This window comes from Aeromonas australiensis (genome assembly GCF_000819725.1).
GTDB classification, from domain to species: domain Bacteria; phylum Pseudomonadota; class Gammaproteobacteria; order Enterobacterales; family Aeromonadaceae; genus Aeromonas; species Aeromonas australiensis.
In genome coordinates, this window is the sequence record NZ_CDDH01000008.1 from 1 (window position 1) to 23,787 (window position 23,787).

General features: G+C 59.3%; 12 protein-coding genes and 1 CRISPR repeat array. Of the genes, 2 read left to right on the top strand and 10 right to left on the bottom strand.

What is annotated here, in order from left to right; genetic code table 11:
• Positions 1-98: 98 nt before the first annotated feature.
• Positions 99-917 carry a potassium channel family protein gene (locus BN1117_RS01405; protein WP_040094319.1) on the bottom strand — a complete coding sequence of 273 codons (819 nt, stop codon included), beginning with the start codon at positions 915-917 and terminating at the stop codon, positions 99-101.
• Between the two features lie 32 nt (positions 918-949).
• Here BN1117_RS01405 and BN1117_RS01410 point away from each other — a divergent pair, with 32 nt between their 5' ends.
• Together BN1117_RS01410 and glnE are read left to right on the top strand one after the other, a co-directional pair.
• Positions 950-2,200 (top strand): methyl-accepting chemotaxis protein, encoded by a 1,251-nt coding sequence (locus BN1117_RS01410; protein WP_052441381.1) that lies wholly within the window; start codon positions 950-952, stop codon positions 2,198-2,200.
• Positions 2,201-2,419: 219 nt separating this feature from the next.
• Entirely contained in the window at positions 2,420-5,302 is a 2,883-nt protein-coding gene (gene glnE, locus BN1117_RS01415; RefSeq protein WP_040094322.1) for a bifunctional [glutamate--ammonia ligase]-adenylyl-L-tyrosine phosphorylase/[glutamate--ammonia-ligase] adenylyltransferase, read from the top strand.
• A 145-nt stretch (positions 5,303-5,447) separates the two neighbouring features.
• Positions 5,448-11,060: a CRISPR direct-repeat array (repeat unit 28 nt; unit sequence TTTCTGAGCTGCCTGTGCGGCAGCGAGG).
• Between the two features lie 131 nt (positions 11,061-11,191).
• On the opposite strand, the gene cas6f is transcribed toward glnE, so the two are convergent.
• The 9 genes from cas6f to BN1117_RS01460 form a co-directional block, all read right to left on the bottom strand.
• A complete protein-coding gene (gene cas6f, locus BN1117_RS01420) occupies positions 11,192-11,743 on the bottom strand; it encodes a type I-F CRISPR-associated endoribonuclease Cas6/Csy4 (RefSeq protein ID WP_040094324.1) in 552 nt (183 codons plus the stop codon).
• 9 nt (positions 11,744-11,752) lie between these two features.
• Positions 11,753-12,787 carry a type I-F CRISPR-associated protein Csy3 gene (csy3, locus tag BN1117_RS01425; RefSeq protein WP_040094326.1) on the bottom strand — a complete coding sequence of 345 codons (1,035 nt, stop codon included), beginning with the start codon at positions 12,785-12,787 and terminating at the stop codon, positions 11,753-11,755.
• Positions 12,788-12,801: 14 nt separating this feature from the next.
• Positions 12,802-13,776: a type I-F CRISPR-associated protein Csy2 gene (gene csy2 / locus BN1117_RS01430; RefSeq protein WP_040094336.1), complete on the bottom strand. Its 975-nt coding sequence runs from the start codon at positions 13,774-13,776 to the stop codon at positions 12,802-12,804.
• Positions 13,773-14,966: a type I-F CRISPR-associated protein Csy1 gene (csy1, locus tag BN1117_RS01435; protein ID WP_052441382.1), complete on the bottom strand. Its 1,194-nt coding sequence runs from the start codon at positions 14,964-14,966 to the stop codon at positions 13,773-13,775. The genes csy2 and csy1 overlap by 4 nt, the downstream gene beginning before the upstream one ends.
• A gap of 385 nt (positions 14,967-15,351) precedes the next feature.
• Positions 15,352-18,639, bottom strand: a complete 3,288-nt coding sequence (gene cas3f / locus BN1117_RS01440) for a type I-F CRISPR-associated helicase Cas3f (protein ID WP_040094328.1) — start codon at positions 18,637-18,639, stop codon at positions 15,352-15,354.
• Entirely contained in the window at positions 18,636-19,613 is a 978-nt protein-coding gene (cas1f, locus tag BN1117_RS01445; RefSeq protein ID WP_040094329.1) for a type I-F CRISPR-associated endonuclease Cas1f, read from the bottom strand. The genes cas3f and cas1f overlap by 4 nt, the downstream gene beginning before the upstream one ends.
• A 39-nt stretch (positions 19,614-19,652) precedes the next feature.
• Entirely contained in the window at positions 19,653-20,639 is a 987-nt protein-coding gene (locus tag BN1117_RS01450) for a helix-turn-helix transcriptional regulator (RefSeq protein WP_040094331.1), read from the bottom strand.
• A gap of 189 nt (positions 20,640-20,828) precedes the next feature.
• On the bottom strand, positions 20,829-22,991 hold the full coding sequence (locus BN1117_RS01455) for an AsmA family protein (RefSeq protein ID WP_040094333.1): 2,163 nt from the start codon (positions 22,989-22,991) through the stop codon (positions 20,829-20,831).
• Positions 22,992-23,123: 132 nt separating this feature from the next.
• Positions 23,124-23,630: an NUDIX domain-containing protein gene (locus tag BN1117_RS01460; protein ID WP_040094334.1), complete on the bottom strand. Its 507-nt coding sequence runs from the start codon at positions 23,628-23,630 to the stop codon at positions 23,124-23,126.
• Positions 23,631-23,787 lie beyond the last annotated feature (157 nt).

Sequence of the window (23,787 nt, forward strand, 5' to 3'; positions counted from 1 at the left end):
CCACAAAATGCGAAGAACCAAAGAAAAAGCACCTCCCCCACTCAGCCACAACCGATAGCTGGGAGCTGGCTCGCAACTTGCGCTCCCGTGCGACAACCTTACTTCTTCTTGAGCTCGCGCACCTCGTCCCGCAGGGCCCGCAGCTCGCGCAACAGCTCCTCTTGCTGGCTGTTGTAGTGATGGCGCCACTTGTCGGTCTCGCTCTCCTTGGCTGGCTGCAAAAAGATGCTGGCCATAAAACCGCTGATGGCACCAAACAGACCGACCCCGAACAGGATCAGCAGGCTGGCGACAAACCGCCCCTCCTCGGTCTTGGGCACCAGATCGCCATAACCGACGGTGGAGAGGGTCACAAGGGTCCACCAAAAAGCATCGTAAGGGGTCTGGATCTGACTACCCGGCTCACCGGCTTCAATCCAGTACATCATCCCGGACCCCAAGCCAAGTAACAGCACGAACAGAAACAGAATGCCAGAGAGGGTGGTCTCGTTGCGCTCGCGGCGGAACGTGGCCCAGAGATCGGGGTGCTCCTTGAACAGTTGATAAACCCGCCACAGCTGCAGCAAACGGGCCCAGCGCAGCTGCTCCACCATCGGCAGGCTACCCGGCAGATAGATCCAGTTGGTCTTGAAGAAAGCTTTACGATCCGGCGCCCGCAGCCAGCCATAAGCAAAATGCGCGAGAAAGAAGTAGCAGATCAGGCTGTCGATATCATAGAAGAACTGCAAGGTCTGCGCCGTGAGGGTCTCTTGCCCCCACCAGCGGGCCGTCACCAGCAGAACCGAGACAATCGACAGGAATGCCATCAGCAGATCCATCGCCCGTAGATGAGTTAAGTGATGTCGCATACATTTTCCAACTTTAAACACAGTGCAAATTAATAAAAGAGAAGATAATGCCGATAGTCCTGAGGGCAAAGGAAAAAACGGCTTTTAAAAGGAGAATGACAATGCAGCTGAACCTGCTGGAGCAAAGAATGAGCAATATCCGGTTGGTACCCAAAGTGGTGCTGCTGATGGTGTTCAGTACCCTCCTGCTACTGACCAAACTCTGGTTTGACACCAACAATCTGGAGGCAACTCTGCTGAGCGAAGGGCTCGATCCCGCCAAGGCGGATGCCATCGCCAATCGTCTGCTCTGGAGCGGCCTGATGGAGACCACCATCATGGGACTGCTGTTTGTGGTCCTGTTGATGACCGGATCTCGTCTGATGGTCAAGCAGGTGCACTATCTGGTGGGCCTGCTGGAGCGCTTCGCCAAACGGGACCTTAGCCATAAGGTGCTGCTCAAATCTCGTGACGAATTCGGGGATATCGCCAAGGCGGTCTCCCACTCCCAGGAGAACCTCAAAGCAGTGTTTGGCAACCAGCGTGCCGCCTGCAAGGAGCTCAACGATATCGCCTCCCAGGTCACCCTCTGCATGGAAGAAGCCAACGAAGCAATCAGCGAAGAGTTCACCCAGATCGAGCAACTGGCCAGCGCCATGAGTCAGATGGTCGGTGCCATTCGTGAAGTGGCCGCCCATGCGGATCAGGCCTCTCACGCCACCGCCGAAACCAGCCAGCTGGCGGAAGAGGGGAGCCGCTGCGTGGCAGCTACCGTCAGCACCATCGATACCCTCTCCGGCAACATCCAACGCTCCGCCACCGTGGTCAATCAGGTGGAGCAAGGTGTCGAACAGATTGGCTCTGTGGTTGACACCATTCGTGGCATCTCGGAGCAGACCAACCTGTTGGCACTGAACGCCGCCATCGAAGCGGCCCGCGCCGGTGAAGCGGGTCGCGGTTTTGCCGTGGTGGCTTCCGAAGTGCGCGAGCTGGCCAACCGGGCTCAGGCAGCTACCGTCGAGATCCAGAAGATGATCGAACAGCTGCAGGGCAATGCCGGCCAGGCCGCCGAACTGATGGCCCAGAGCGTGCGCCAGGCCGACAAGGGGGTGGAGCAGGTGACCCAGGCCGGTACCCAGCTCGCCACCATAGTGCAGCGAGTGCAAGGGGTGGCCGACATGAATCGCCACATCGCTGCCGCCTCTGAACAGCAAAGCTCGGTGGCCGAAGAGATGCGCGGCAATCTGGAGCAGGTCAAGCAGATCGCCGAAGGCTCCGTGGTGGTACTGCGCGAGCTGCAAGAGGCCTCCGAGCTGGTCGAACAGCACAGCAAGACACTCGACAGCCAGATCCACTCCTTCAAACTGGCATAACCACGATGAACAGAGAGAAAGGCCCTGCGGGGCCTTTCTCCGTAGCACCAGCGACAGCCCATTTGTATTTGCCGGATCACGCGATGCCCCCCGGCGCTGTGACGTTCTGGCCCGACAGTGCTAGATTGGCAACCAGCTTTTTATCCGGTGGATTCGTCAACCCCGCTTCGTTCACCACCTGTCGTTAACCACACTGAGTTTCAAACAAGGATGGCAACCGTGGCCCAGCACTCTCCCTCTTTCTCTGCCCTCTCCCCCTTGCTGCAAGATCAGGCCGAGCGCCAGTGGCAGCGGCTGGTCGAACTGGCCCCCGACTATGGCTCGCTGCCCGAGCCCGTTCGCCACACCTTGCTGACCCTGCTTGGTCTATCCGATTTTGTCGCCGACTCTCTCTGCAAACAGCCCGAGTTGCTGACCGAGCTGCTCACCTCCGGGGATCTGGAGCGGGTCGAACGCTGGCCCGCCTACCAGAGTGACCTGACCGCCCTGCTCGCCGAGGTAAGCGATGAAGAGGCGCTCAAGCGCATCCTGCGCCAGTTCCGCCGCAGCCGGATGCTGGTGATCGCCTGGCGCGAGCTGCTGGGTCACGCCGAAGTGGAAGAGAGCTTTATCCACCTCACCAAACTGGCGGATACCCTGATCTGCTCCGCCCGCGACTGGCTCTACGCCAAACAGTGCGGCGAGCTGGGCACCCCGATGGATGGCAACGGCAACCCGCAGCCGCTGCTGATCCTCGGCATGGGCAAGCTGGGTGGCGGCGAGCTGAATTTTTCCTCGGATATCGACCTTATCTTCACCTTCCCCGAGAACGGCTATACGGTCGGCGGGCGGCGCGAGCTCGCCAACCAGCAGTTCTTTATCAAGCTCGGTCAGCGCATCATCAACGCCCTGCACCAGCCCACCCAGGATGGTCAGGTGTTCCGGGTCGATATGCGCTTACGCCCCTTTGGCGATGCGGGGCCACTGGCCATCTCCTTCGCCGCCATGGAGGATTACTACCAGCACCACGGCCGCAACTGGGAGCGCTACGCCATGGTCAAGGCGCGGGTACTGGGGCCCCAGTGCGAACACGCGGTGGAACTGACCGAAATGCTGCGCCCCTTCGTGTTTCGCCGCTATATCGACTTCGGCGTTATCGACGGTCTGCGCCAGATGAAGGCGATGATCGCCGCCGAGGTGCGCCGCAAGGGGCTGGAGGGCAACATCAAGCTGGGGGCCGGCGGCATTCGCGAAGTGGAGTTTATCGCCCAGGCGCTGCAGCTTATTCGCGGCGGGCGCGAACCGGCGCTGCGGGTGCGTCACCTGCCGGAGGCGCTGGCCGCCATCGCCCAATGTGGCGCCCTCGAATCCGCCCATTGCGATCGCTTGCTGACGGCCTATCGTTTCCTGCGCCGGGTCGAAAACATCCTGCAGGAGATCGGCGATCAACAGACCCAGACCCTACCCACCGAGGAGCGGGATCGCCAGCGGCTGATCGCCGCCCTCGGCTTTGCCGACTGGGCTGCTTTCATGGCCCATCTGGATGAGGAGATGGCCGCCGTCCATCAGGAGTTTGCCGCCGTGGTGGGAGAAGAAAAAGAGGCCCCCGCCCATCTGGAGCAGCTCTGGCTCGATCTGTGGCGCACCGAGCTCGACGCCGCCGAACTGGAAAAACTGCTGACCGCGCAAGGGGTGGCCGAGCCCGCCCCGCTCTGCGCCGCCCTGCTGCGTTTCAAGGAGGAGTACAAGCGCCGTCAGGTAGGGCCGCAGGGGCGCATCGCGCTGGACTGGCTGATGCCGGAGCTGCTGCGGCTGGTGGTCGCCTGCGAGCAACCTGCCCGCCTGTTCGAGCGGGTATGCGAGCTGCTGACCCGCATCTTCACCCGCAGCGCTTATCTGCAACTGCTGGCGGAGAACCCGGGCGCCCTGCGCCAACTGGTGCGGCTGTGCGATGCCAGCCATCTGGTGAGCGAGCAGCTGGCCCGCTACCCCATCCTGCTGGATGAGCTGCTCGATCCCCAGCACCTCTACCACCCCACCCCGCTCGATCACTACAAGCCCCAGCTGCGCCAGTTCCTGCTGCGTATCCCCGAAGAGGATGTGGAGCAGCAGATGGAGGCGCTGCGTCAGTTCAAGCAGGTGCAGCTGCTGCGCATCGTGGCGGCCGACATCGCCGGCGCCCTGCCGCTGATGAAGGTGAGCGACCACCTCACCTGGCTGGCGGAGGCGATCACCGAGGAGGTGGTCAATCAGGCGTGGACCCAGATGAGCGAGCGCTACGGGGTGCCGCCCGAGGTGGCAACCAGCGGCCAGCGCGGCTTTGCGGTAGTGGCCTATGGCAAACTGGGCGGCATCGAGCTCGGCTACGGCTCGGATCTCGATCTGGTGTTCCTGCACGGTGGTGACCCCAACAGCTATACCGATGGTCGCAAGCCCATCGACAGCCGTCAGTTCTACCTGCGTCTGGCCCAGCGGATCCTGCACCTGTTCAGCACCCGCACCCCCTCCGGCATTCTCTACGAGATCGATATGCGGCTGCGCCCCTCCGGCGACGCCGGCCTGCTGGTCTCGTCGCTGTCGGCCTATGAGCAGTATCAGCAAAACGAGGCGTGGACCTGGGAGCATCAGGCGCTGGTGCGGGCTCGCTCCATCTATGGCGATGATGGGATCAAAGGCGAGTTTGCCCGCATCCGCCGCGCCGTGCTGGCCAAGGAGCGGGATCTACCGACCCTGGCCCGCGAGGTGCGCGAGATGCGCCACAAGATGCGGGATCACCTGCTCAAAGCCGGTGCCGGCGAGTTCGACCTCAAGCAATCCCCCGGCGGCATGGTGGATATCGAGTTTATCGCCCAGTATCTGGTGCTGGCCCACGCCTGTGGCGAGCCCGACGCCCTCACCCGCTGGTCCGATAACGTGCGCATCTTCGATGAGTGCGTGCTGGCGGGGGTGCTGACCCTGGAGCAGGCGGAGGGACTGAAACAGGCCTATCTGGAGATCCGCAACCTCGGCCATCGCCTCAACCTCTCGGAGATCTCCCGCAAGGTGAGCGACGATCAGCTGCAGAGTGAGCGCAGCCATGTGATCAAGGTCTGGCAAACCCTGCTGGGGACCGAGCCAGAGTAGCCGCTATCACAAGCTATCGAATTGGGTTTCACCCGCCCTGGGGAACAGACAGCGTGAGGCGTTGCTATCTCTTGTGTCAACGGTGCATCCCCACGGGCGTGGGGAATACGCTGATGGTTCCTGGACTTACGGGAAAGGCTGTTACTTTCTGAACTGCCTGTGCGGCAGCGAGGGGCTCGGCCACCTTCAACAGCGCCAGCGAATCTTTCTGAGCTGCCTGTGCGGCAGCGAGGGGGGCGCGGCTGGTGCGCAGCGTGTCCACATATTTCTGAGCTGCCTGTGCGGCAGCGAGGCTCGAAATACACCGGATGTGATTGCAATGGTCTTTCTGAGCTGCCTGTGCGGCAGCGAGGAACCCCTTGGCCCCCATGGACGAGCTGAACATTTTCTGAGCTGCCTGTGCGGCAGCGAGGCCATTGCATCGCATAGCATTGCGGGACGTATGTTTCTGAGCTGCCTGTGCGGCAGCGAGGAACCTGCCCGGCTGGCTCAAGGCCCAGTTCAATTTCTGAGCTGCCTGTGCGGCAGCGAGGTCGATGAGTTCAGGGATGCCGGGGTGCTGGTTTTTCTGAGCTGCCTGTGCGGCAGCGAGGAGTACCACACCACCCCGTTTAATCAGTTCTATTTTCTGAGCTGCCTGTGCGGCAGCGAGGGAGCGCCCAGCATCGCTGCCAATCCTGTTTAATTTCTGAGCTGCCTGTGCGGCAGCGAGGAACTCGCAGTAATTCCCGCTGCGCCACTCCGTTTTCTGAGCTGCCTGTGCGGCAGCGAGGCAGCAGGCCAACGGCATCGCCCTGGCTCCACTTTTCTGAGCTGCCTGTGCGGCAGCGAGGTCCCAAGACCAGCAGGATGCAGGCCGTAGCAATTTCTGAGCTGCCTGTGCGGCAGCGAGGAAAACAGTGGTATCCACACCATACAGCCCCCGTTTCTGAGCTGCCTGTGCGGCAGCGAGGGCCCTGAGCTCTGCCATTCAGCAGACCCAGCATTTCTGAGCTGCCTGTGCGGCAGCGAGGGGCGACATCGACGCCAGCTCATTCCAGTTCAATTTCTGAGCTGCCTGTGCGGCAGCGAGGTAAACACCCTGCCGGTTCTTCTTGCGCGGGAATTTCTGAGCTGCCTGTGCGGCAGCGAGGATAACACCCTGGAGCTCAAGCGGTTTGCCAACTTTCTGAGCTGCCTGTGCGGCAGCGAGGGCCAACTGCGGCGCCGGTACCGAACACCCGCATTTCTGAGCTGCCTGTGCGGCAGCGAGGTTTCAGAAGACCATCGTCGCCCTGGATGTATTTTTCTGAGCTGCCTGTGCGGCAGCGAGGAACGGCATGACCCGCAGCTTTGACGGCGGCTGTTTCTGAGCTGCCTGTGCGGCAGCGAGGCCGAAGGGGAGGCCACCCAGCTTCTCCTCAGCTTTCTGAGCTGCCTGTGCGGCAGCGAGGTCGCTGGAATCGATGGCCAGCTTCTTGAACTCTTTCTGAGCTGCCTGTGCGGCAGCGAGGTAACGTGAATCGGAAGCACCTGCTAACCCTTGTTTCTGAGCTGCCTGTGCGGCAGCGAGGGTTGCGGCCGGTATTCCGTTCGCCGGCGCCAATTTCTGAGCTGCCTGTGCGGCAGCGAGGGACCCGCTTCTCGGTCCATTCGGCTATTTTCTTTTCTGAGCTGCCTGTGCGGCAGCGAGGACGGCGCTCCAGACCTGCTCCGGTGTCGGCGTTTTCTGAGCTGCCTGTGCGGCAGCGAGGAGTTCGGAGGGTATCAAGACCACTCGGTCAATTTTCTGAGCTGCCTGTGCGGCAGCGAGGCAAATCTGGCTCCAGCGCAACGCAACGAGCGATTTCTGAGCTGCCTGTGCGGCAGCGAGGGCGTAGAGGCTAGGCATTTTCGGCACCCTCCATTTCTGAGCTGCCTGTGCGGCAGCGAGGCCGTTACCTGCGGCTTTCGGGTCTGATTTGCTTTTCTGAGCTGCCTGTGCGGCAGCGAGGGCCCAATTCCGTGAGCTGCCGATCGCCATCGATTTCTGAGCTGCCTGTGCGGCAGCGAGGGCGGAGGCCAAGGCCATCTATCGCCGCGACTGTTTCTGAGCTGCCTGTGCGGCAGCGAGGGTCTTGAGTGTAGCCAAGTGAGCGCGATTAAAGTTTCTGAGCTGCCTGTGCGGCAGCGAGGGTCAAAGCAAGCGGGCATCTGAATGCTTTACATTTCTGAGCTGCCTGTGCGGCAGCGAGGAAAGAAGTCAGCGCGATGCTGCTCGAGGCTGCTTTCTGAGCTGCCTGTGCGGCAGCGAGGATGTTCCAGCAGCGCATCACCGACCGCTATCTTTTCTGAGCTGCCTGTGCGGCAGCGAGGATCAAGGCCAAGGGCCGCGAGCTGGTAAGCCTCTTTCTGAGCTGCCTGTGCGGCAGCGAGGCTTTTTGGAGATCTACTCAATGGCAGGATTGTTTTCTGAGCTGCCTGTGCGGCAGCGAGGGCAGGGGCGCGGCACCAGGATGGTTTTGTCCTTTTCTGAGCTGCCTGTGCGGCAGCGAGGATCAGCCAGTTCTCTGCCGAGCTGTCGGCCCTTTTCTGAGCTGCCTGTGCGGCAGCGAGGTCGCTCTCCCACACATCCAGTGCGATGCCACGTTTCTGAGCTGCCTGTGCGGCAGCGAGGGAAGGTGCTGCGGGCCGATGGCAGCCATACCATTTCTGAGCTGCCTGTGCGGCAGCGAGGACCCACCAAGACCTCTCATCGGTTCTCACCAATTTCTGAGCTGCCTGTGCGGCAGCGAGGCCCGGCTTGGTGGTGCCTGGTCAGCTGGTGAATTTCTGAGCTGCCTGTGCGGCAGCGAGGTTGACCATACCGTCAAGAATGCCGCCGACTACTTTCTGAGCTGCCTGTGCGGCAGCGAGGTCAAAGTGGGTGAGGATGTGGTGGCGCGGATGTTTCTGAGCTGCCTGTGCGGCAGCGAGGCCGCCATGGCGCCATCGCTGAGGGGCTCATGGTTTCTGAGCTGCCTGTGCGGCAGCGAGGTCCGCCGGTTGGAAAACCTGCCCCCGATCCCGTTTCTGAGCTGCCTGTGCGGCAGCGAGGCCGAAGGGGAGGCCACCCAGCTTCTCCTCAGCTTTCTGAGCTGCCTGTGCGGCAGCGAGGCCCAGCATTTTTTATCCAAGCTTGGCCGTCCATTTCTGAGCTGCCTGTGCGGCAGCGAGGTCGCTGGAATCGATGGCCAGCTTCTTGAACTCTTTCTGAGCTGCCTGTGCGGCAGCGAGGTAACGTGAATCGGAAGCACCTGCTAACCCTTGTTTCTGAGCTGCCTGTGCGGCAGCGAGGCCAGTGACGAGCTGCGCCCCCATCAGCTGGTCTTTCTGAGCTGCCTGTGCGGCAGCGAGGGTGGCCCATGGGCCGCTGCAACCTGTCATCGATTTCTGAGCTGCCTGTGCGGCAGCGAGGGAAGTCGCCAATCACGGCGAGCAACTCGGTCTTTTCTGAGCTGCCTGTGCGGCAGCGAGGCTCGCCAGTACCACCGCATCAGAGTGCGCTATTTTCTGAGCTGCCTGTGCGGCAGCGAGGGGTTCGGCCTCCTGCCAGCTGACAGCGCCCACTTTCTGAGCTGCCTGTGCGGCAGCGAGGTTTTTGAACAGGGACGCTTCGTAGCCGCCGAATTTCTGAGCTGCCTGTGCGGCAGCGAGGCTGGTGCGCTTGGTGTAGGCATGGGGCAGCAATTTCTGAGCTGCCTGTGCGGCAGCGAGGCTGACGCCGCACTTCCTCGGCGCCCTCTTTGATTTTCTGAGCTGCCTGTGCGGCAGCGAGGCTCGGCGCGCTGGTCTTTGGCATAAGCCCACTTTTCTGAGCTGCCTGTGCGGCAGCGAGGATGCCACGTGTCGGGGCCACTGCGCTGTTGTCTTTCTGAGCTGCCTGTGCGGCAGCGAGGATCAACACTGCATTCGCCCTCGATATTCTGCGTTTCTGAGCTGCCTGTGCGGCAGCGAGGGCCTCTACCTTCATGGTTTCGTCACCGGTGTCTTTCTGAGCTGCCTGTGCGGCAGCGAGGCTCACAGTCGGGCGTTGCGTCTATGGCGTCAGTTTCTGAGCTGCCTGTGCGGCAGCGAGGTCAGAGCACTACGCCGACTTGAAGCTGCCGAATTTCTGAGCTGCCTGTGCGGCAGCGAGGTAACAATGTCAGCTGTAACCAAAACAACAGAATTTCTGAGCTGCCTGTGCGGCAGCGAGGAATCCCCCCCCCCTGGTACGTCCACGCCACCGCTTTCTGAGCTGCCTGTGCGGCAGCGAGGCTAATCCGCTAAATTAACAAGGAGATGGCTGTTTTCTGAGCTGCCTGTGCGGCAGCGAGGCCCCCCTTGTCGGTGATGGTCGCCGCGCCGATTTTCTGAGCTGCCTGTGCGGCAGCGAGGGAACGCCGACATGTGCGGGGTCTTCTCGTCCATTTCTGAGCTGCCTGTGCGGCAGCGAGGATGAACTCCTTGGCGCTCAACCGCCCATCTTTTTTCTGAGCTGCCTGTGCGGCAGCGAGGTGGGTCGAGGGGGACAAGGCCGGTATGTGGCATTTCTGAGCTGCCTGTGCGGCAGCGAGGGGATAAATTGCTCCCTCAAATCAACCTCGACGTTTCTGAGCTGCCTGTGCGGCAGCGAGGGCATCCGGCTACGCCGGAGCCCCCTGCCCTGCTTTCTGAGCTGCCTGTGCGGCAGCGAGGTTTTTCCTGATAGACGAGTATTTAAAAGAAGCTTTCTGAGCTGCCTGTGCGGCAGCGAGGTAACAGTTACCGTTTTTTGGGCTTTACGAGCGTTTCTGAGCTGCCTGTGCGGCAGCGAGGCTCGCTTCGCTCCTTCCTCAACCTCTCCGGCTTTTCTGAGCTGCCTGTGCGGCAGCGAGGGAATCAGACATTTCAACGAGAGTCATTTGCTGTTTCTGAGCTGCCTGTGCGGCAGCGAGGAACGGCTCGTTTATCAACCATGGTTTTCAAGATTTCTGAGCTGCCTGTGCGGCAGCGAGGGGAATTGGCATTGTTAGTTATATCGGGGTCGATTTCTGAGCTGCCTGTGCGGCAGCGAGGTGTGACGAGATAATCACGGTCGCCGATGGCAATTTCTGAGCTGCCTGTGCGGCAGCGAGGTCCGGGATGTCGGCGGCCAGCGCCTCGATCCCGTTTCTGAGCTGCCTGTGCGGCAGCGAGGCTGATGCCCCGCATGCTGGGCAGCCAGATCGATTTCTGAGCTGCCTGTGCGGCAGCGAGGGCCGCGATAGCGGGCCACCGAGCTGATAAACATTTCTGAGCTGCCTGTGCGGCAGCGAGGACTGGCTTGCGCCTCACGCCCTGCGGCCTTTGTTTCTGAGCTGCCTGTGCGGCAGCGAGGGCCGCATCAGTGACGAGAAGACCGCACCTGATTTTCTGAGCTGCCTGTGCGGCAGCGAGGGAGCGCCTGTTCACCCGCAACAGCCTGAAAGGTTTCTGAGCTGCCTGTGCGGCAGCGAGGCCGTAGCGCTGGAGCAAGCTGCCGAAGCGCAGTTTCTGAGCTGCCTGTGCGGCAGCGAGGGCCGTCACCGGCAGGTTCTTCTTGGCGTTGATTTTCTGAGCTGCCTGTGCGGCAGCGAGGGGTGGTTTCATCGTGACCAACGGCACCAAGCCTTTCTGAGCTGCCTGTGCGGCAGCGAGGTATGGGCATCCCCCTGGACAGCATCGGAAGCATTTCTGAGCTGCCTGTGCGGCAGCGAGGGACCTACAGCCGCGCATCGGATGGGGTCTATCTTTCTGAGCTGCCTGTGCGGCAGCGAGGTGTTGGAAGTTAGCACTATCTTACTGATTTTTAAAGAGCATTGTCCCGTCAGTGGAGCTAGGCCCTCGGTGGGCGTGGGTGTAGCTATCCATTAAAAAATCAATATGTTAGCTACACCCCAAAAAAAAGGGTCAGAACCAGGGAATGGTGGTGTTGGCACTTAACCCGTATGCGTTAAAGGCCCCCGACACCGGGCTGGCAAGTATGGGGCCGTGTTCGATATAGAGGCGCATCCGGCTGCCCGTCGAGAGACTGTGCATCTCGGCATAAGGCAGGGTCATCGCCTTCTGCTGGGTGTCGGGGATGCGGGCCAGCGCCTCCTCTTCGGTCAGCCACCCTTTGGCCACCGAGCGACGGCGCTTGTTATGGGCGCTCTTGGCTTGCACCCGGCGCACGGTGCGGTAGCTCACAGCGTCGGGTATCCGAGCCGGTGCGCTGATGCGGATATAGTCCCGCATCCCTTGCAGCCAGTTCACTTCGGTGAGGCTAAGCAGATCGGCCAGCGCGCCGTGCAGGCGCAGACACTCTCCCAGCGTACGCTTATGGCCAGGAAAGCTGACCCCCACCCGTCCCTGGGTCAGGGAGGGGAGCACCCGATGCAGTTTGGCATAGAGGGCATTAAGCAACTCCACCTGGCCAAATTCAGGGTCGGGCAGGACACGAATATCAAGGTAGTGATCCATAGGAGCTCCTTAGTCTGCCTCGCCGAAGACGCCGCCACGTATCAGGGTCGCTATCACATAGTGCTGTTGTTCCACTGATGGAACATTGTCTTTCAGCATCCAGCCATCGAGCTGGTTATAAAAGTCGAGCTTCTCCTTGGGTTGGCGATAGGCTGTGCCACGGCTGGTAACCGAACCATACGGTTCGACTGCGATCGGTCCCAGTTCCTCTGAACCCGGGTACCAGGTATCGATGGTGCGCAGGGCATTGCCAATCTTCTGGGAGTGCATGGCAGCGATGCCATCTACCTCATAGAGGTACTTGCTCTTTTTCCCCTCTTTGCCACCACTCTGATCGAGCACCAATTCCTGAGAAGGGAACACTTCCTGACCGGCCCCGAGACGAACAAATGCCTCGACATTTAACAGCGCAAAGTCGTTGCCAAGCAGCCCCTGGCGGATCACATCGCTCAGTTCGGCCAGCGCCCCCTGCGGCTTGGTAAAGGCACGCAAATTGAAGCTCAGGGCATCGAAGATCCAGCTCTGTTTTACCGAGCCCTGCTCCAGCCGGCTGATGCGCACCTCCACCGCTTCGGCACCGACTCGGTTGCGCCAGAGGAAGCGGCCATTGGCCAGGTTCTCGGCATAGCGGGCCGCTAGCTCATGAAACTGGTATTCGCGCACATATTCGCCAATTTTTTCACCCAGCACAGCCTGATAGGCCTGATCGTTACAGGCCGAGGGCTGGGCCAGGTTGCCCAGCACGCGCAGGGTAAAACCGACCCGCAGGGTGTCGGCATCGAAGGGCAGCGTCGCCACATCGACCCGCTGCAGGTTGGGTTTCTGGATCTCGTTATCGAGCTTGGCGGGATCCTCAGCGGTGGCCTTCTTCAGGCGGTTAGAGATGGTGCCGCGCACCGCCTTCTCCTGAAGTGTGATGGGGTGCCATTGGGCGAGGGGATCGTCACGATCTTGCCAATTACCGGCGAAAAGCCTGGCATCAGAGTTGGCGAGCTTGCGCTCGAAAGCCAGGACAGAGGCGGTTTTGATCGTTGCTTTTGCCATGATGAAGTTCCTTATCAGAAGAGGTCATTTGCCATAAAGGGTTCTGCGTCGTTCTCATCCCACTCCAACGTTGGGGCTTGATAACGATTCTCACAGAGGTAATAGGGTTCCTGATGACGGTAACGCCATAACAGGGTATCGAGATCCTGAATGCGATGTGGGCTGATCCATTGCCCCAGGGTGTAGATGGACTCCACAAACCGAAAGGGAGTCTGCTGATCGCGGCTACTGGGGATGGATCCCGGGTCATGGAGGGGGGAGATACCTTGGTAACCCACGGCCAGTGGTACCAGATAACCGGACGCCGGTTTGGCCAGTTGTTGCCAGCTCACCACACCGGCTTCATCATGCTGTGCCTGGTGGCGCAGGGTGACAAAATCGAGCAGGCTGTCGAGCAACTCCCCGCCAGTCTCGGTGCTGGACCGCTGTTGATGGTGAAGGGTTAACAGGTCATGACGGCAGACCAGGGCAAAGCCCGGTAGCAAACCCATACACAAGCGGCGTAGCTCGCGCTCCTCATAACGCTCGCGCCACTGCACCAGCTCAAGGCTAGTGATAATTCCCCCGGCCAAGCGCAGGGTCGGCACAGTGCGTTCAAACCAGGCTTGAAGCGCGCTAACTCGTTGATCCAACGCGCCCGTTTTAGGTAGCTGGTCGGCGTCAAAATCACACTCAATCAACAGGCTGATGTCGAGGTGCACACGCCCCTCTTCATTAAAGGGAGCCGTCTTCCCCTCTTTGGTCAAAGGGTTGCGCGTCAGAGCAAAGACCTGCTCACGGCGGTTGCCAAGCGGCTTACTCTGTAACCCGGTGTGATGAGCGATGACTGCGCAGCCCCCCAGTGTCAGTCCGAAGGCTTGTTCAAGGCGGCGTGACAAAGCGTGAGTGAAGCCCAGAAAATGGCTGATGGCCGGAAAGCCATAGGTCAGCCCGCTGATAGCATTGGCATTTTCCACCTTGAGGTGACGAAGCAGCAGGGTCGATTTCATGCCCATTCCTCCAGATCCTGTTGCAACATGCGCAGTTGACGCGCCAGCTGACGACGCCAGATATGCAGCTCAGCATCCCCGATATGGGCCAACCGCTTTTGCAGCCGCCGATTGAGTCGGCGACCAAACTCCAGCGCTATCTGATTGGCCTCGTTATCGGAGAGTGTCTGGTCGTCGATGGGATCGAGCCAGTCGCAAAACGCCTCGCTCATCGGCTCAGTCATCGCCCTGCTCCAGCCCGCAGGCAAGGTACGCAGCTCGGCGCCGTAGTGGAGTAGCGCCCCCATCAAGTCATCCACCAGCCCGGCTCGGCGCTGTTTGATGGTGGCGTTGTTATCAGCCAGCACCACCGATTTGAGAAAACGGCTCAGCTCACCGAGAGTGGCCGCAACCCGATATTCGTAGCGTATCCAGAAGTGCTCTTGGCTCTCGGGTGCCGTAAGTCGGTCTTGCCACTCAGGCGGTTGGCAACTCAATAGATAGACGCGGCCATAGCGTTTACTGTTCAGCAGAGAGACATTTTGGGGTTTGGTGCCGCCAAAGTGCTGCTCCGCCAGATGGGGAAAGTCCACGACGGTCAGTTCGGAAAACTCATTTTTACGGCGTGCATCGCGCGCCGCCTTCGCCTCATCCCCGAAGCGAGACTGATCGATGCGTTGATACAAGGCATGACACAGCGAGCTGGCAAAAAGGGGGCTCAGCAGGTGGTATTCCCTATCCACGGGAAAATAGGTCTGCTTGGCCAGGGTGTGAGTGGTCACTGCACCACCTGCCAAGGCTTGAGAGAGGCCATCGCACCATGATTCCAGCTGTGCCTTATTGTTGCTGAAGGTTGCAAGTGCAGAGGCATCACCATCCTGCATCAGATCCACCAGCCGTTTGCCGTCCGCTTCGAGCAGCAACAGATTGGCCACATCGAGGGCTGCCGCGTTGCCGATCACATCGATAACCGGCGCAGTCAGACTGGCAGTCGAGAGATACTCTTCCCCCGTCATCCCTTCGACTCTAGCCCCAATCCCCCGCGCATCCCCATGGGTAAACTTGGGGGCATGGGTAACCAATGTTATCTGCTTGGCCCGCTTGGCGGCATCGTCGAGCCAGTCCGCTTTGCTGGGCCACTTGTCCGGCTTGGCCTCCTGCCTTGCCGAGATATAGTCATCGATGGCTGATGACAACTGCTCCACTCCCATTGCTTCCTCCCTAACACTCAAAGATGATCAACAAGGTGCATCTGACCGACCGGTACGAAAAACACCACATCAATGTTGAGATGCAGGTTGCTTGCGATACCTGAACCGATACAAAACAATCCAGTGAGTAAAAAACGTCGCATTTGCTTCATTACCCCTCTCAATGGAGACCCAAACCGATCTTCAGGAGTGATGATGCACGTAAAGATTAAAGAGATCAACCAATGCCCTTTTTCTTTAATTGATTTTTAGTAGTGTGTTTTTTTGATGGTGTTCCCCTGAGCTGTTGCTCGCTATAATCAAACGCCTGTCGTACAGACAGCTCAGAAAAATGCACTTTTGCTTTTCTTTTCGCTACCGAACAGGTAGCTCCCTCATAAGGCGCTCAATCGAGCGCCTTATACACACCGAATAGCGGGTCGTATTGCCAAGGCTTGGCACTCTGCTCGTTGAGTGGCAGCCGGATCTCGGTAAAGGTGCGTGATAGCCTGGCGGCATCCCACTCCATCTCCTCCCCTAAGGCGGCCAGCAGAGGCTCTGGCTCGTTATCCAACCAGGGGGCGACCCGTTCGGCGGGCGTAAAGGTCTGGCGCTCGAAACAGCTAGCCTCCACCAGCTCAGGCTCACCACGCTCTTCGAGCCGGTGAAAGCGCAGGGGCTCATCCTCATCGGCCTGATAGAGTACAAAGCTCTCGTCGGGGCACGACGCCCGAAAGCGAGTTTGCCGTTGCATCTCACCAGCCCAGTCCAGTGGATGTTGATGTTGCCACCAAGAGACTGCGGAGGGAGGCTGATGTCCCTTAGCAAACAAGGAGGTGGCAAGATGTGCGTGTTCCAGTTCCACCAGATTTGAGTAGGGCCCTCGACCTGGACTCGGCGGCATCTGGATCGCGGGTGCAGCCCCTATCACCTTGTACTGCTCTTCTCGCAAACTCTGCGCCATATCGTGATTAGCGAGCTGAAACTCCGTCGACTCAAACCCCGGCTGACAATAGGCCGGAGTCCTCCCACGCAACGCCTTGACATTGCGATTGAGGATCAAAAGGTTTGGAGCAGTTGGCCCCCTCTTGCGGTGACGCTGAATGCGACCGGCCAACTGGATAAGAGATCGCATCGAACTCGGCTCGGCAATGGCCCAGTCATAGTCGTGATCACGCCCCACTTCGGCGACCGGCGAGGCAAAAACGACAAACAGATGGTGCTTCTCGGGCTGCGCCAGCGCCTGTGAGACCTCAGGCCGTTGCCAAAATGCATCGCTGTCATAGCGGGTTAGCAGGGCATCGAGACGCCTCTCCATCTCGGAGCGCACCAACAGCGGGTGATGACTGTGGTAGATGCAAAAGTGGATGTGGGTGTCGGGCGGCGGGGCCTGGCTTAGTACCTGCCGGGCGATAGCGACCAGCGGATCGATATTAGCCATACGTACCAGGCCAACCGAACAACACTTGCCTGAGACGTGGCGCTCATGATGCTCACTGTGTAGCTGGAGCATACCCTCACGAACCGCGCTCGCCATGGCTTGCACCACCTCATCGCTACTTTTTCCACTTGCACTCACAGACCATATTGCTCCCCGGCGCAGGGCGGATTGCTCGGCCAGCTTGGTCAGTCGAGCGGCCACAAACTCTTGGTGATTAACCTTGAAAGCACTCTGTTCAGCCAGATCCTGCTGGGCGACCCCGAATTCATCGAACCAGGCACAGCAGATAGGGGGCATAGGCCCTGGCTGGCCACAGGCTTTGTGGTAATGGGCTCTCCCCGCCTGATAGGCAGCAAATAAGGCATTCAACAAAGCGGGCTGCAAGGTAGCCGATGAGAGCAGCACCCGACTACCCAGCATCCCCGCCCAATTGACCAGACGACAGAGGGCAGGCAGATCGGACAGCCCGAAGTCATCAGGTTCATCAAGCACCAGATCCGAGGTGAGCAGACGCAGCATGGGGGCAATCTGCTTGCCGCCACGAGTGCCTTCGGTCGCCGGGATCAGGTGATCGATGGTGCTCACCAGTACAGGAGCGCTGACCAATTGATGCAAGGCGGGGGATTGTTTGAGCCAGCGACGTAGTGGACCGTCATCGAGGGCTCCGTCGTAGCGCACATGCATATTGGCATCGAGCAGCGATTCTGCCGATTCGGAGCCACTCTTAGGCTCGGAAAGTGCCTTTCGGGTTCGAAGCTCATGGAGCTGCTGCACTGCCGCAGAACCTATCAGCACGGCCAGATCATCAGAATCGAGCGACAATCGAGCTCTCAAGGCATCGCCGGTTTGCAACGTCAGGGTGCGAAGACCCAATGCGACGCTAAAGCGACAACCTAGCTTTTCATCGGCCAAACCGTACATGATGCGGGCATTGGCGAAGGTTTTTCCGCAGCCGGTTGACGCCATATTGACCCCAAAGAACCCCTGCTGCCGGGAGCGGTGGGCCAACATCCTGGCCAAATCAAATGCCTTGTCCTGCCAGCGAAATGCGCTCTGTTGGCTGCGCTGTTTAAAGCCTTTGTGGCGAGTGATGGCGGGTAGATAAGGCCGCAGTTTCGGCAGACTCTTGGCGAGCAGATAGGCGTTATGGCCCACGCCGATATTGTGCTCATCAAGCGACTGCTTGAGCCTGCCCGTGACGCGATCTGTATTGGCATAGGCCCGATAGTCCCTGTCTTGCCACTGCTCGGTTACATCACCTGAGGAGTAGGCATGGTCTGCCAACATCAGGCACAAACGAGCCAAATGAGCAGTGAAACGATCGGATAGCCAATCCCGGCCTTGCCAGAGTGAATGGCACTGTAGCGCGCGCAGTGCCAGACTGTTGGCCTTGGTGCACCAGGTTTGACTGGCGAGAGGAGTACCGTGAGGGAAGACCCAAACACGTTGCCATGTATCCTTATCCCATTCTGGCTCGCGGCATTGGGGGGAGTTCCAGCTGGCATCAAAGCGCCCTGAATCTACCGTTAACCGTTCCAGAGGAGGCGCGCCGACGGCTTGCTCATGTTTGGCGTCAAACTGCGGCAAACGATGGTGCGAGACGATAAGCCAGCCGATGATGCGGGCGATCGGTGCCAAACCTTCGAAGGGGTTTGCTCTGGTTGGCTGTGCCTTGCTCTCGGTCAGCTTACCAAGACCTGCCAATGCCTCCTTTTCATCATTTGGGTTCACGTTAGAGAGCGCTGTTAGCCACTGCAGGTCGCCCCGACCATCGACGAAAGCTTCAAAGATGCGCAGCGAGACCCACTCATGGCGCAGTGGCTCGCTCAGCTCACGGCGCTTGCCCGTGAGCTTGTCCTGAAAGAGCCGGTTGGCTTTGCCCAGATCGTGAAAAAGGCCAGCGATCGCCGCCAACAACGCCATGGCTTCACCAGAGTGCCAGAGATTCTCATCCTGGCTGCGCAGGATATTGCGCCCGGTACTGTTGGTCGGTACCGAGCCCTGCTCATTGAAGCGGCGGACATTGCCAACTATCCAGCAAAGCTCGGGCCCTGCGCTTTTGAGCCAGTGACAGGATACGGCGGTGTTACGACGGGCCGTTTTACGTAGCAGTTTGCGTAAAGTGTCGAGGCCATTTTGGGTGATCGTCGTCGCCCAAGTTCTCTCACCTTTACGTTCGGCAAACTGATCCAGAATGCGCCTTGTTTCATCCAAGGCTCGTTTACTGCACTGGGAGACCAACAGCACGTTCATCGCCCCACCTCACTTAGGTCGGCGGCTACCGACTGCAAGGTCTCAATCATCAGATCCAATGCACCGTGCTGATTAAAGCGGCCGATGATCCGCTGGCGAAATTCTTGCTCTTCTTCCCCGGCCATGGCTGCGATAAAAGCCTGGGGCAAGATGAGCGCGTCCTTGATCAGATCAGCCACATCAAACACCAACCCACCGCGACGGGTTTTACCATGAAGTACAGAGAGACCATGGGGCATGCCGATGACCCAACAAGCAGTTGCGGCCAGGCCATAGGCGAGATAGTTACCGTGATCGAGGAAACGGTTGGCCATATCGATGCCACTGCCATGCTTGGCACGGGTAAACTCGCCATAACACACGGCATTGCCAGCCAACTTGTAGAGCATCTTGGTCAAGCTGGCCTCTTGGGCCAACACATCAGTAGTGGTGCGGCAGTGAGCAAGCTGGGCTTCGAAACGTAGCAAGGCACTGTCGAGAGCAGCCTCATCGAGCGCGAATGCCCGCTCACGTTTCATGGCCGCCCCCAGCCATACATTGCGAATCTGGGCGATACGCACTTTTTGAAAGGCGATGGCAGCTTTTCGCCTCGCATCATCACAAAACCAGAAGCTAACCCACTGCTGCAGATATTCGGTTGGCCTGTACTCGCTCTGGGAGGTAAGCCAACTCACGCTCACCTCAACTTCATTGGCAGTAAAAAGAGGTGTGCCACCACCGCCACAAAAACCAACCAAGACACCCGCTTTCGCCAGCTCCCGCATGGCAGCCTGAGTAATCGATGTGCCTGTTCCCAGCAGGATGCAGGTAGTATTGGCAATCGGAATATTCCAATAGAGCGACTCTTTACCTTCATCGGTCACATACTCAACACGACCGCCATTAACCAAGACCCGGCAATACTCCAGGTAGTACAGGTTTGCCCGTTTGGAATGCAGGATAGTCTTCAAATCGGCTGGTTTTAGTTCTTCCATGTGTGCCCCTCTGAATTATGGCAGCCCATTATTTCCCACTCACTGGCTCACCAGTTGAGCCAGTAACGCGGTGGCTGCATGTTTTTTTAACCCTGCCGTCATGGCGTTGATCACGCTATGGCGTAGCTCGGGGGGAGAGAGCACCTCGACCTCGCCACTAAAGCGCAGCAGGTCGCGTACCAGTTCGCGTTGATCGGCATAGGGGAAGCTCAGGCGAATATGGCCGCTGGGCTCTATGGTCTGGCGCTGCTCCCGGTGCCACTGCACATCTCTGACCCAAGGGGTAGCAGATGGGTCAAAGCGCAGCTCGGCCTGTTGCAAATCCGCCCCGGCGAAGATGCCGTAGCCATTTGCAAAGAGCGCATCCAACGCCGCTGCCTCACATTCGCAGGCGGCTTCATCCAGCGCTTTGGGTTCGACAATTCGACTCAAGGCAAAGAGGCGCAAGGCCTCTCGTCCATGACACCAGGCAAGCAGATACCAGTTGTCCCGATACCAGCAGAGGCGCTGTGGCGATACTTGACGCTCTTCGGACTGATGTTGTGTGGGGTGATAGAGAAAGTGGAGTTGACGCCTGGAAAACAGCGTTTGTACCAGAGGCAGGAAACGTTCGGGGGGAACATATTGGCGTCCGATGCTTTCTACCCGCAGGCGGTCCGCTTCATGTTGCCACTGGGGACCCAGCAAATCCCCAATGCGGGCCTGCAACTGGGCTAACCCCTGCTGCTGCAGACCCGGTTGCACATCTTGCAGCAGGCGATTGGCCATCAAGAGCGCAAAGGCTTCCGACTCGGTAAGCCAGACTCCCGGCAAGGTAAAGCGGCCATCAGCGGTGTCGTAGCGATAACCCCGGGCTGCCCGGTCCCAGACGATGGGGGCCTGGTAGCGATCTCGCAGTAGCTCCAACAACCGTTTGAAGGTGCTGGCAGAACAGGCAAGTCGTTCCAGTATGACGGAGCGTGGAACAGGGTAACGAAAGTCCAATAGCAACTGGTGTAGGGCAAGCGCCCGGTCAAGCTGTTCCATTTATCTATTAAGTGATTAGTTAATTTACGGAAGACTATCACTTAAGTTGCGCAAGAACTTTATTGGGGCTCACATATGTTGTTGCCAAACAGCGCCTTATCATCACTGAGGCTGGTCATGGGCGCTCTTTTACAAGAGAGCCCATGCCTGCCCGAAGCAGAAAAATGATGTCGATAGCGCCATAGAAGGCTATCTGAACAGTCCCTTGAGCAGTTGGTCGGCCACCCCTTTGACGGCCTCGTTGTCGGCCTTGTCACCCAACAGCTTCTTGAGGCCGCGTTCGGCCTCCTTGCGGGCCTTATCCTCCAGCAGCTTGTTGTTGCTCAGCAGCGCCTTCACATCGAGCTGGTAGCTGGGGGCTTGCCAGTGGCCGCCGATCCGCACCGGAATGGTGATCTCTTTGAGCTCATCCACATCCTTGCCCCCCTGTCCCTTGCTGCTCTCGACGATGGAGGTGAGGAACAGGAAGTCGAGACTCTCCGGCACCAGCGCCGTCTGCCCTTCGCCCTTGACCCGCAAGGCCGGGGCAAAGAGCTGGATGTCGTTGCTGCGGGCGGTGCCATCGGCAATCTGGAAGCTGGCGGTCAGGGCGCTGAAGTCGGTCTTGCGCGCCTCCTTCACCTGCTCGGCCCCCTTGCCGCTGAGGGTGGCCCGCGCCTCGCGGATCATCTCCGCTAGGTTGATGCCATGCAGGGCGCCGTCGCTCAGCTTCAAGGTAACCTTGCCCCGCATCCCGTTGCGCAGTGCCAGAGGAGATAGACCACGCCCCTGCAGCTGCACATCGAGATCGCCCTTGCCCTCGATCAGATCGCTCTCGGCCAGGGTCTGCAACAAGGGACGAATGTTCACTCCAACCACCTGGCTGTGCACCTTGTAGGTGGCGGGCTGCTGGCGCGCGTCGAGTACCCCGTTCGCGTTTACCTGACCGCCAGCCACGGTCGCGCTGAACTGTTTGAGTGTCAGCAGCCCTTTGGCCAGTGCAACTTGCAGATCTACGCTCCCCAGATCCAACCCCTTCAGGCGCAGGCTGCCAAGTTGCAGCCGACCATCCAGATCCACCCCTTTGAGCGCGCTCAGATCCGGTTCGACCGCGGAGAGGGCTTCGCTCTTGCCGGGTGCTGCTTTATGACCACTCGCTGCGGCGCTGGGGGCTCCGGCAGCCGGTTTATCCTCTTTCGCTTGTGCAGGTGTGGTCGGTGTCGATTTGGCGAGCCATTTGTCGAGATCCAGCGTCTCTCCATGCAGCTCAAAGGTGATTGCCGGTGTGGCGCCAAACTGCATGGTTCCATCACCACTCAACAGCGCCTCATCGGCACTCATCACCAGCTTGCTCAGGGTAATCAACTGCTTGTCGAGCTCGGCACGGGCAAACCCGGCCAGTTTCAGCTTCATCTGCGGGCGTGGCAGCGCATCACCTTCCAGCGCCGCAGTCAGCAGCACATCGGAGAGCTCGGCCAGCTTCATCTCTTTATCGAGCCGTCCCTTGAGTGCTCCTTCCAGCGAGCCAGCGAGCGCAGGCTGTTTGCCCTCGCCTTTGGCCCCCTTGAGTGCCAACGTGAGATTGCTCCACTCACCCAGAGCCAGTCGATCTCCCTTGATGGAGAAACTGTCGAGTCGCAAGGCGGGCTCACTCAGGCTGCCACTGAGGCTCAAGTCTTTCAGTTCGCTGGCCATCACCTCCTGCGCCAGCTTGATCTGGGTCTGCCCTTTAACGTCGAAAGCGAGCTTGTCGGCACTCCCCTTGGCGGCCAGCGTCACGGGTACCCACTGACCGGTGGCCAGCTGCCCCATATCGAGATCAAGGCGCTCCAGTCGCAGCGAGGTGCCTCTGCGATCATCCTGTACCAGTGCACTGGCCTGGGAGAGCGCGACACCCTGCAAGCTAATCTGCCAGGGCTTGCTATCCGCGGCTGGCGCAGGGGCCGCAGGGGTGACCGGTTCGCTTGCATCAGCAGTGGCATCTTTGATCAGTCCGCTCAGATTGGAGCTGCCATCCGCCTTGGTCTGGATAAAGAGATGGGCGCCGCTCAGGCTCACCTTGCCAATCTCCAGACGATGGGAGAGCAGCGGCAACAAGGCTACCGAGGCCTCACCCTGTTCGAAACGAACCAGATCCGGCTCGGCAAAACCGGCCGGATTGCGCAGCGCCACCTTTTCCAGCGAGAGGCCGAGACTCGGCCAGAAGCGCCAGTCAATCTCCCCCGCCATCACCAGTTCCCGGCCCGTGCTCTTGCGCACCTGTTCAGCCAGTTGGGGCTTGAATTGATTGGGGTCGATAAGGCTTATCAGTGTCACTATGGCCAGCAAGGCCGCCACGGCGATGCCGAGCAAGATGAGAACTATCTTCTTCACGATATGCTCCTTGAATCCGGATCCACTGCTGACTATACCACTCACCGTCTGACGAATGGCGTCTGCGGGACAAAAGCGGACAAGGATGAGACAGGGATGGTCGCTGCCCATCACTATCGTCATCAGCAAGGATCAGGCTTGCAAAGAGGATTGCTGTAGCCGCGCCATCGCGGTGCGCGTCGACTCGAAAGCAAAGCGGGGCAAGGGGATATCGCTGATCTTCAGCCACAGACAGGCGGCCACATCGTCAGCCGGCTGGATGACAGGTTTTTCACTCAGCTTGATGGCGAAGAAAGTGTCGCAGGTGTGATAGGTGATGCCATCGTAGGGATAAATATTGGGGAATGAACCGAGATAAGTAAAAGGTTGAGCGCTGACATCGAGCCCCAGCTCCTCCTGCAACTCGCGCACCAGCGCCCCCTCCAGCGACTCGCCGGGATCGACAAATCCGCCCGGCAGATCCAGCAACCCCTTGCCAGGATTACGGGCACGCATCGCAACCAGCACCTCATCCTGCCAGCAAAGCGCCACCATCACAGCCGTCGCCACATTCTGGAAAAAATGAAAACCGCAGCTACAGCGAAACTCTTTGGAGCTGACGCTCTGCAGGGTTTGACCGCCGCATTTTGGACAAAACATGGGCTATCTCCGACGAAATAAAGCGCCATTTTACGCCGTTGGTGTCAATTTCTATGAGTAAAACAGACAGAGAGGATAAGGTGTTCAGGTAAAATAGGGGGGAAAGAAGGTCAATTATCAGACGATTCAATGAATTACAGGCAATAAAAAACCCCGC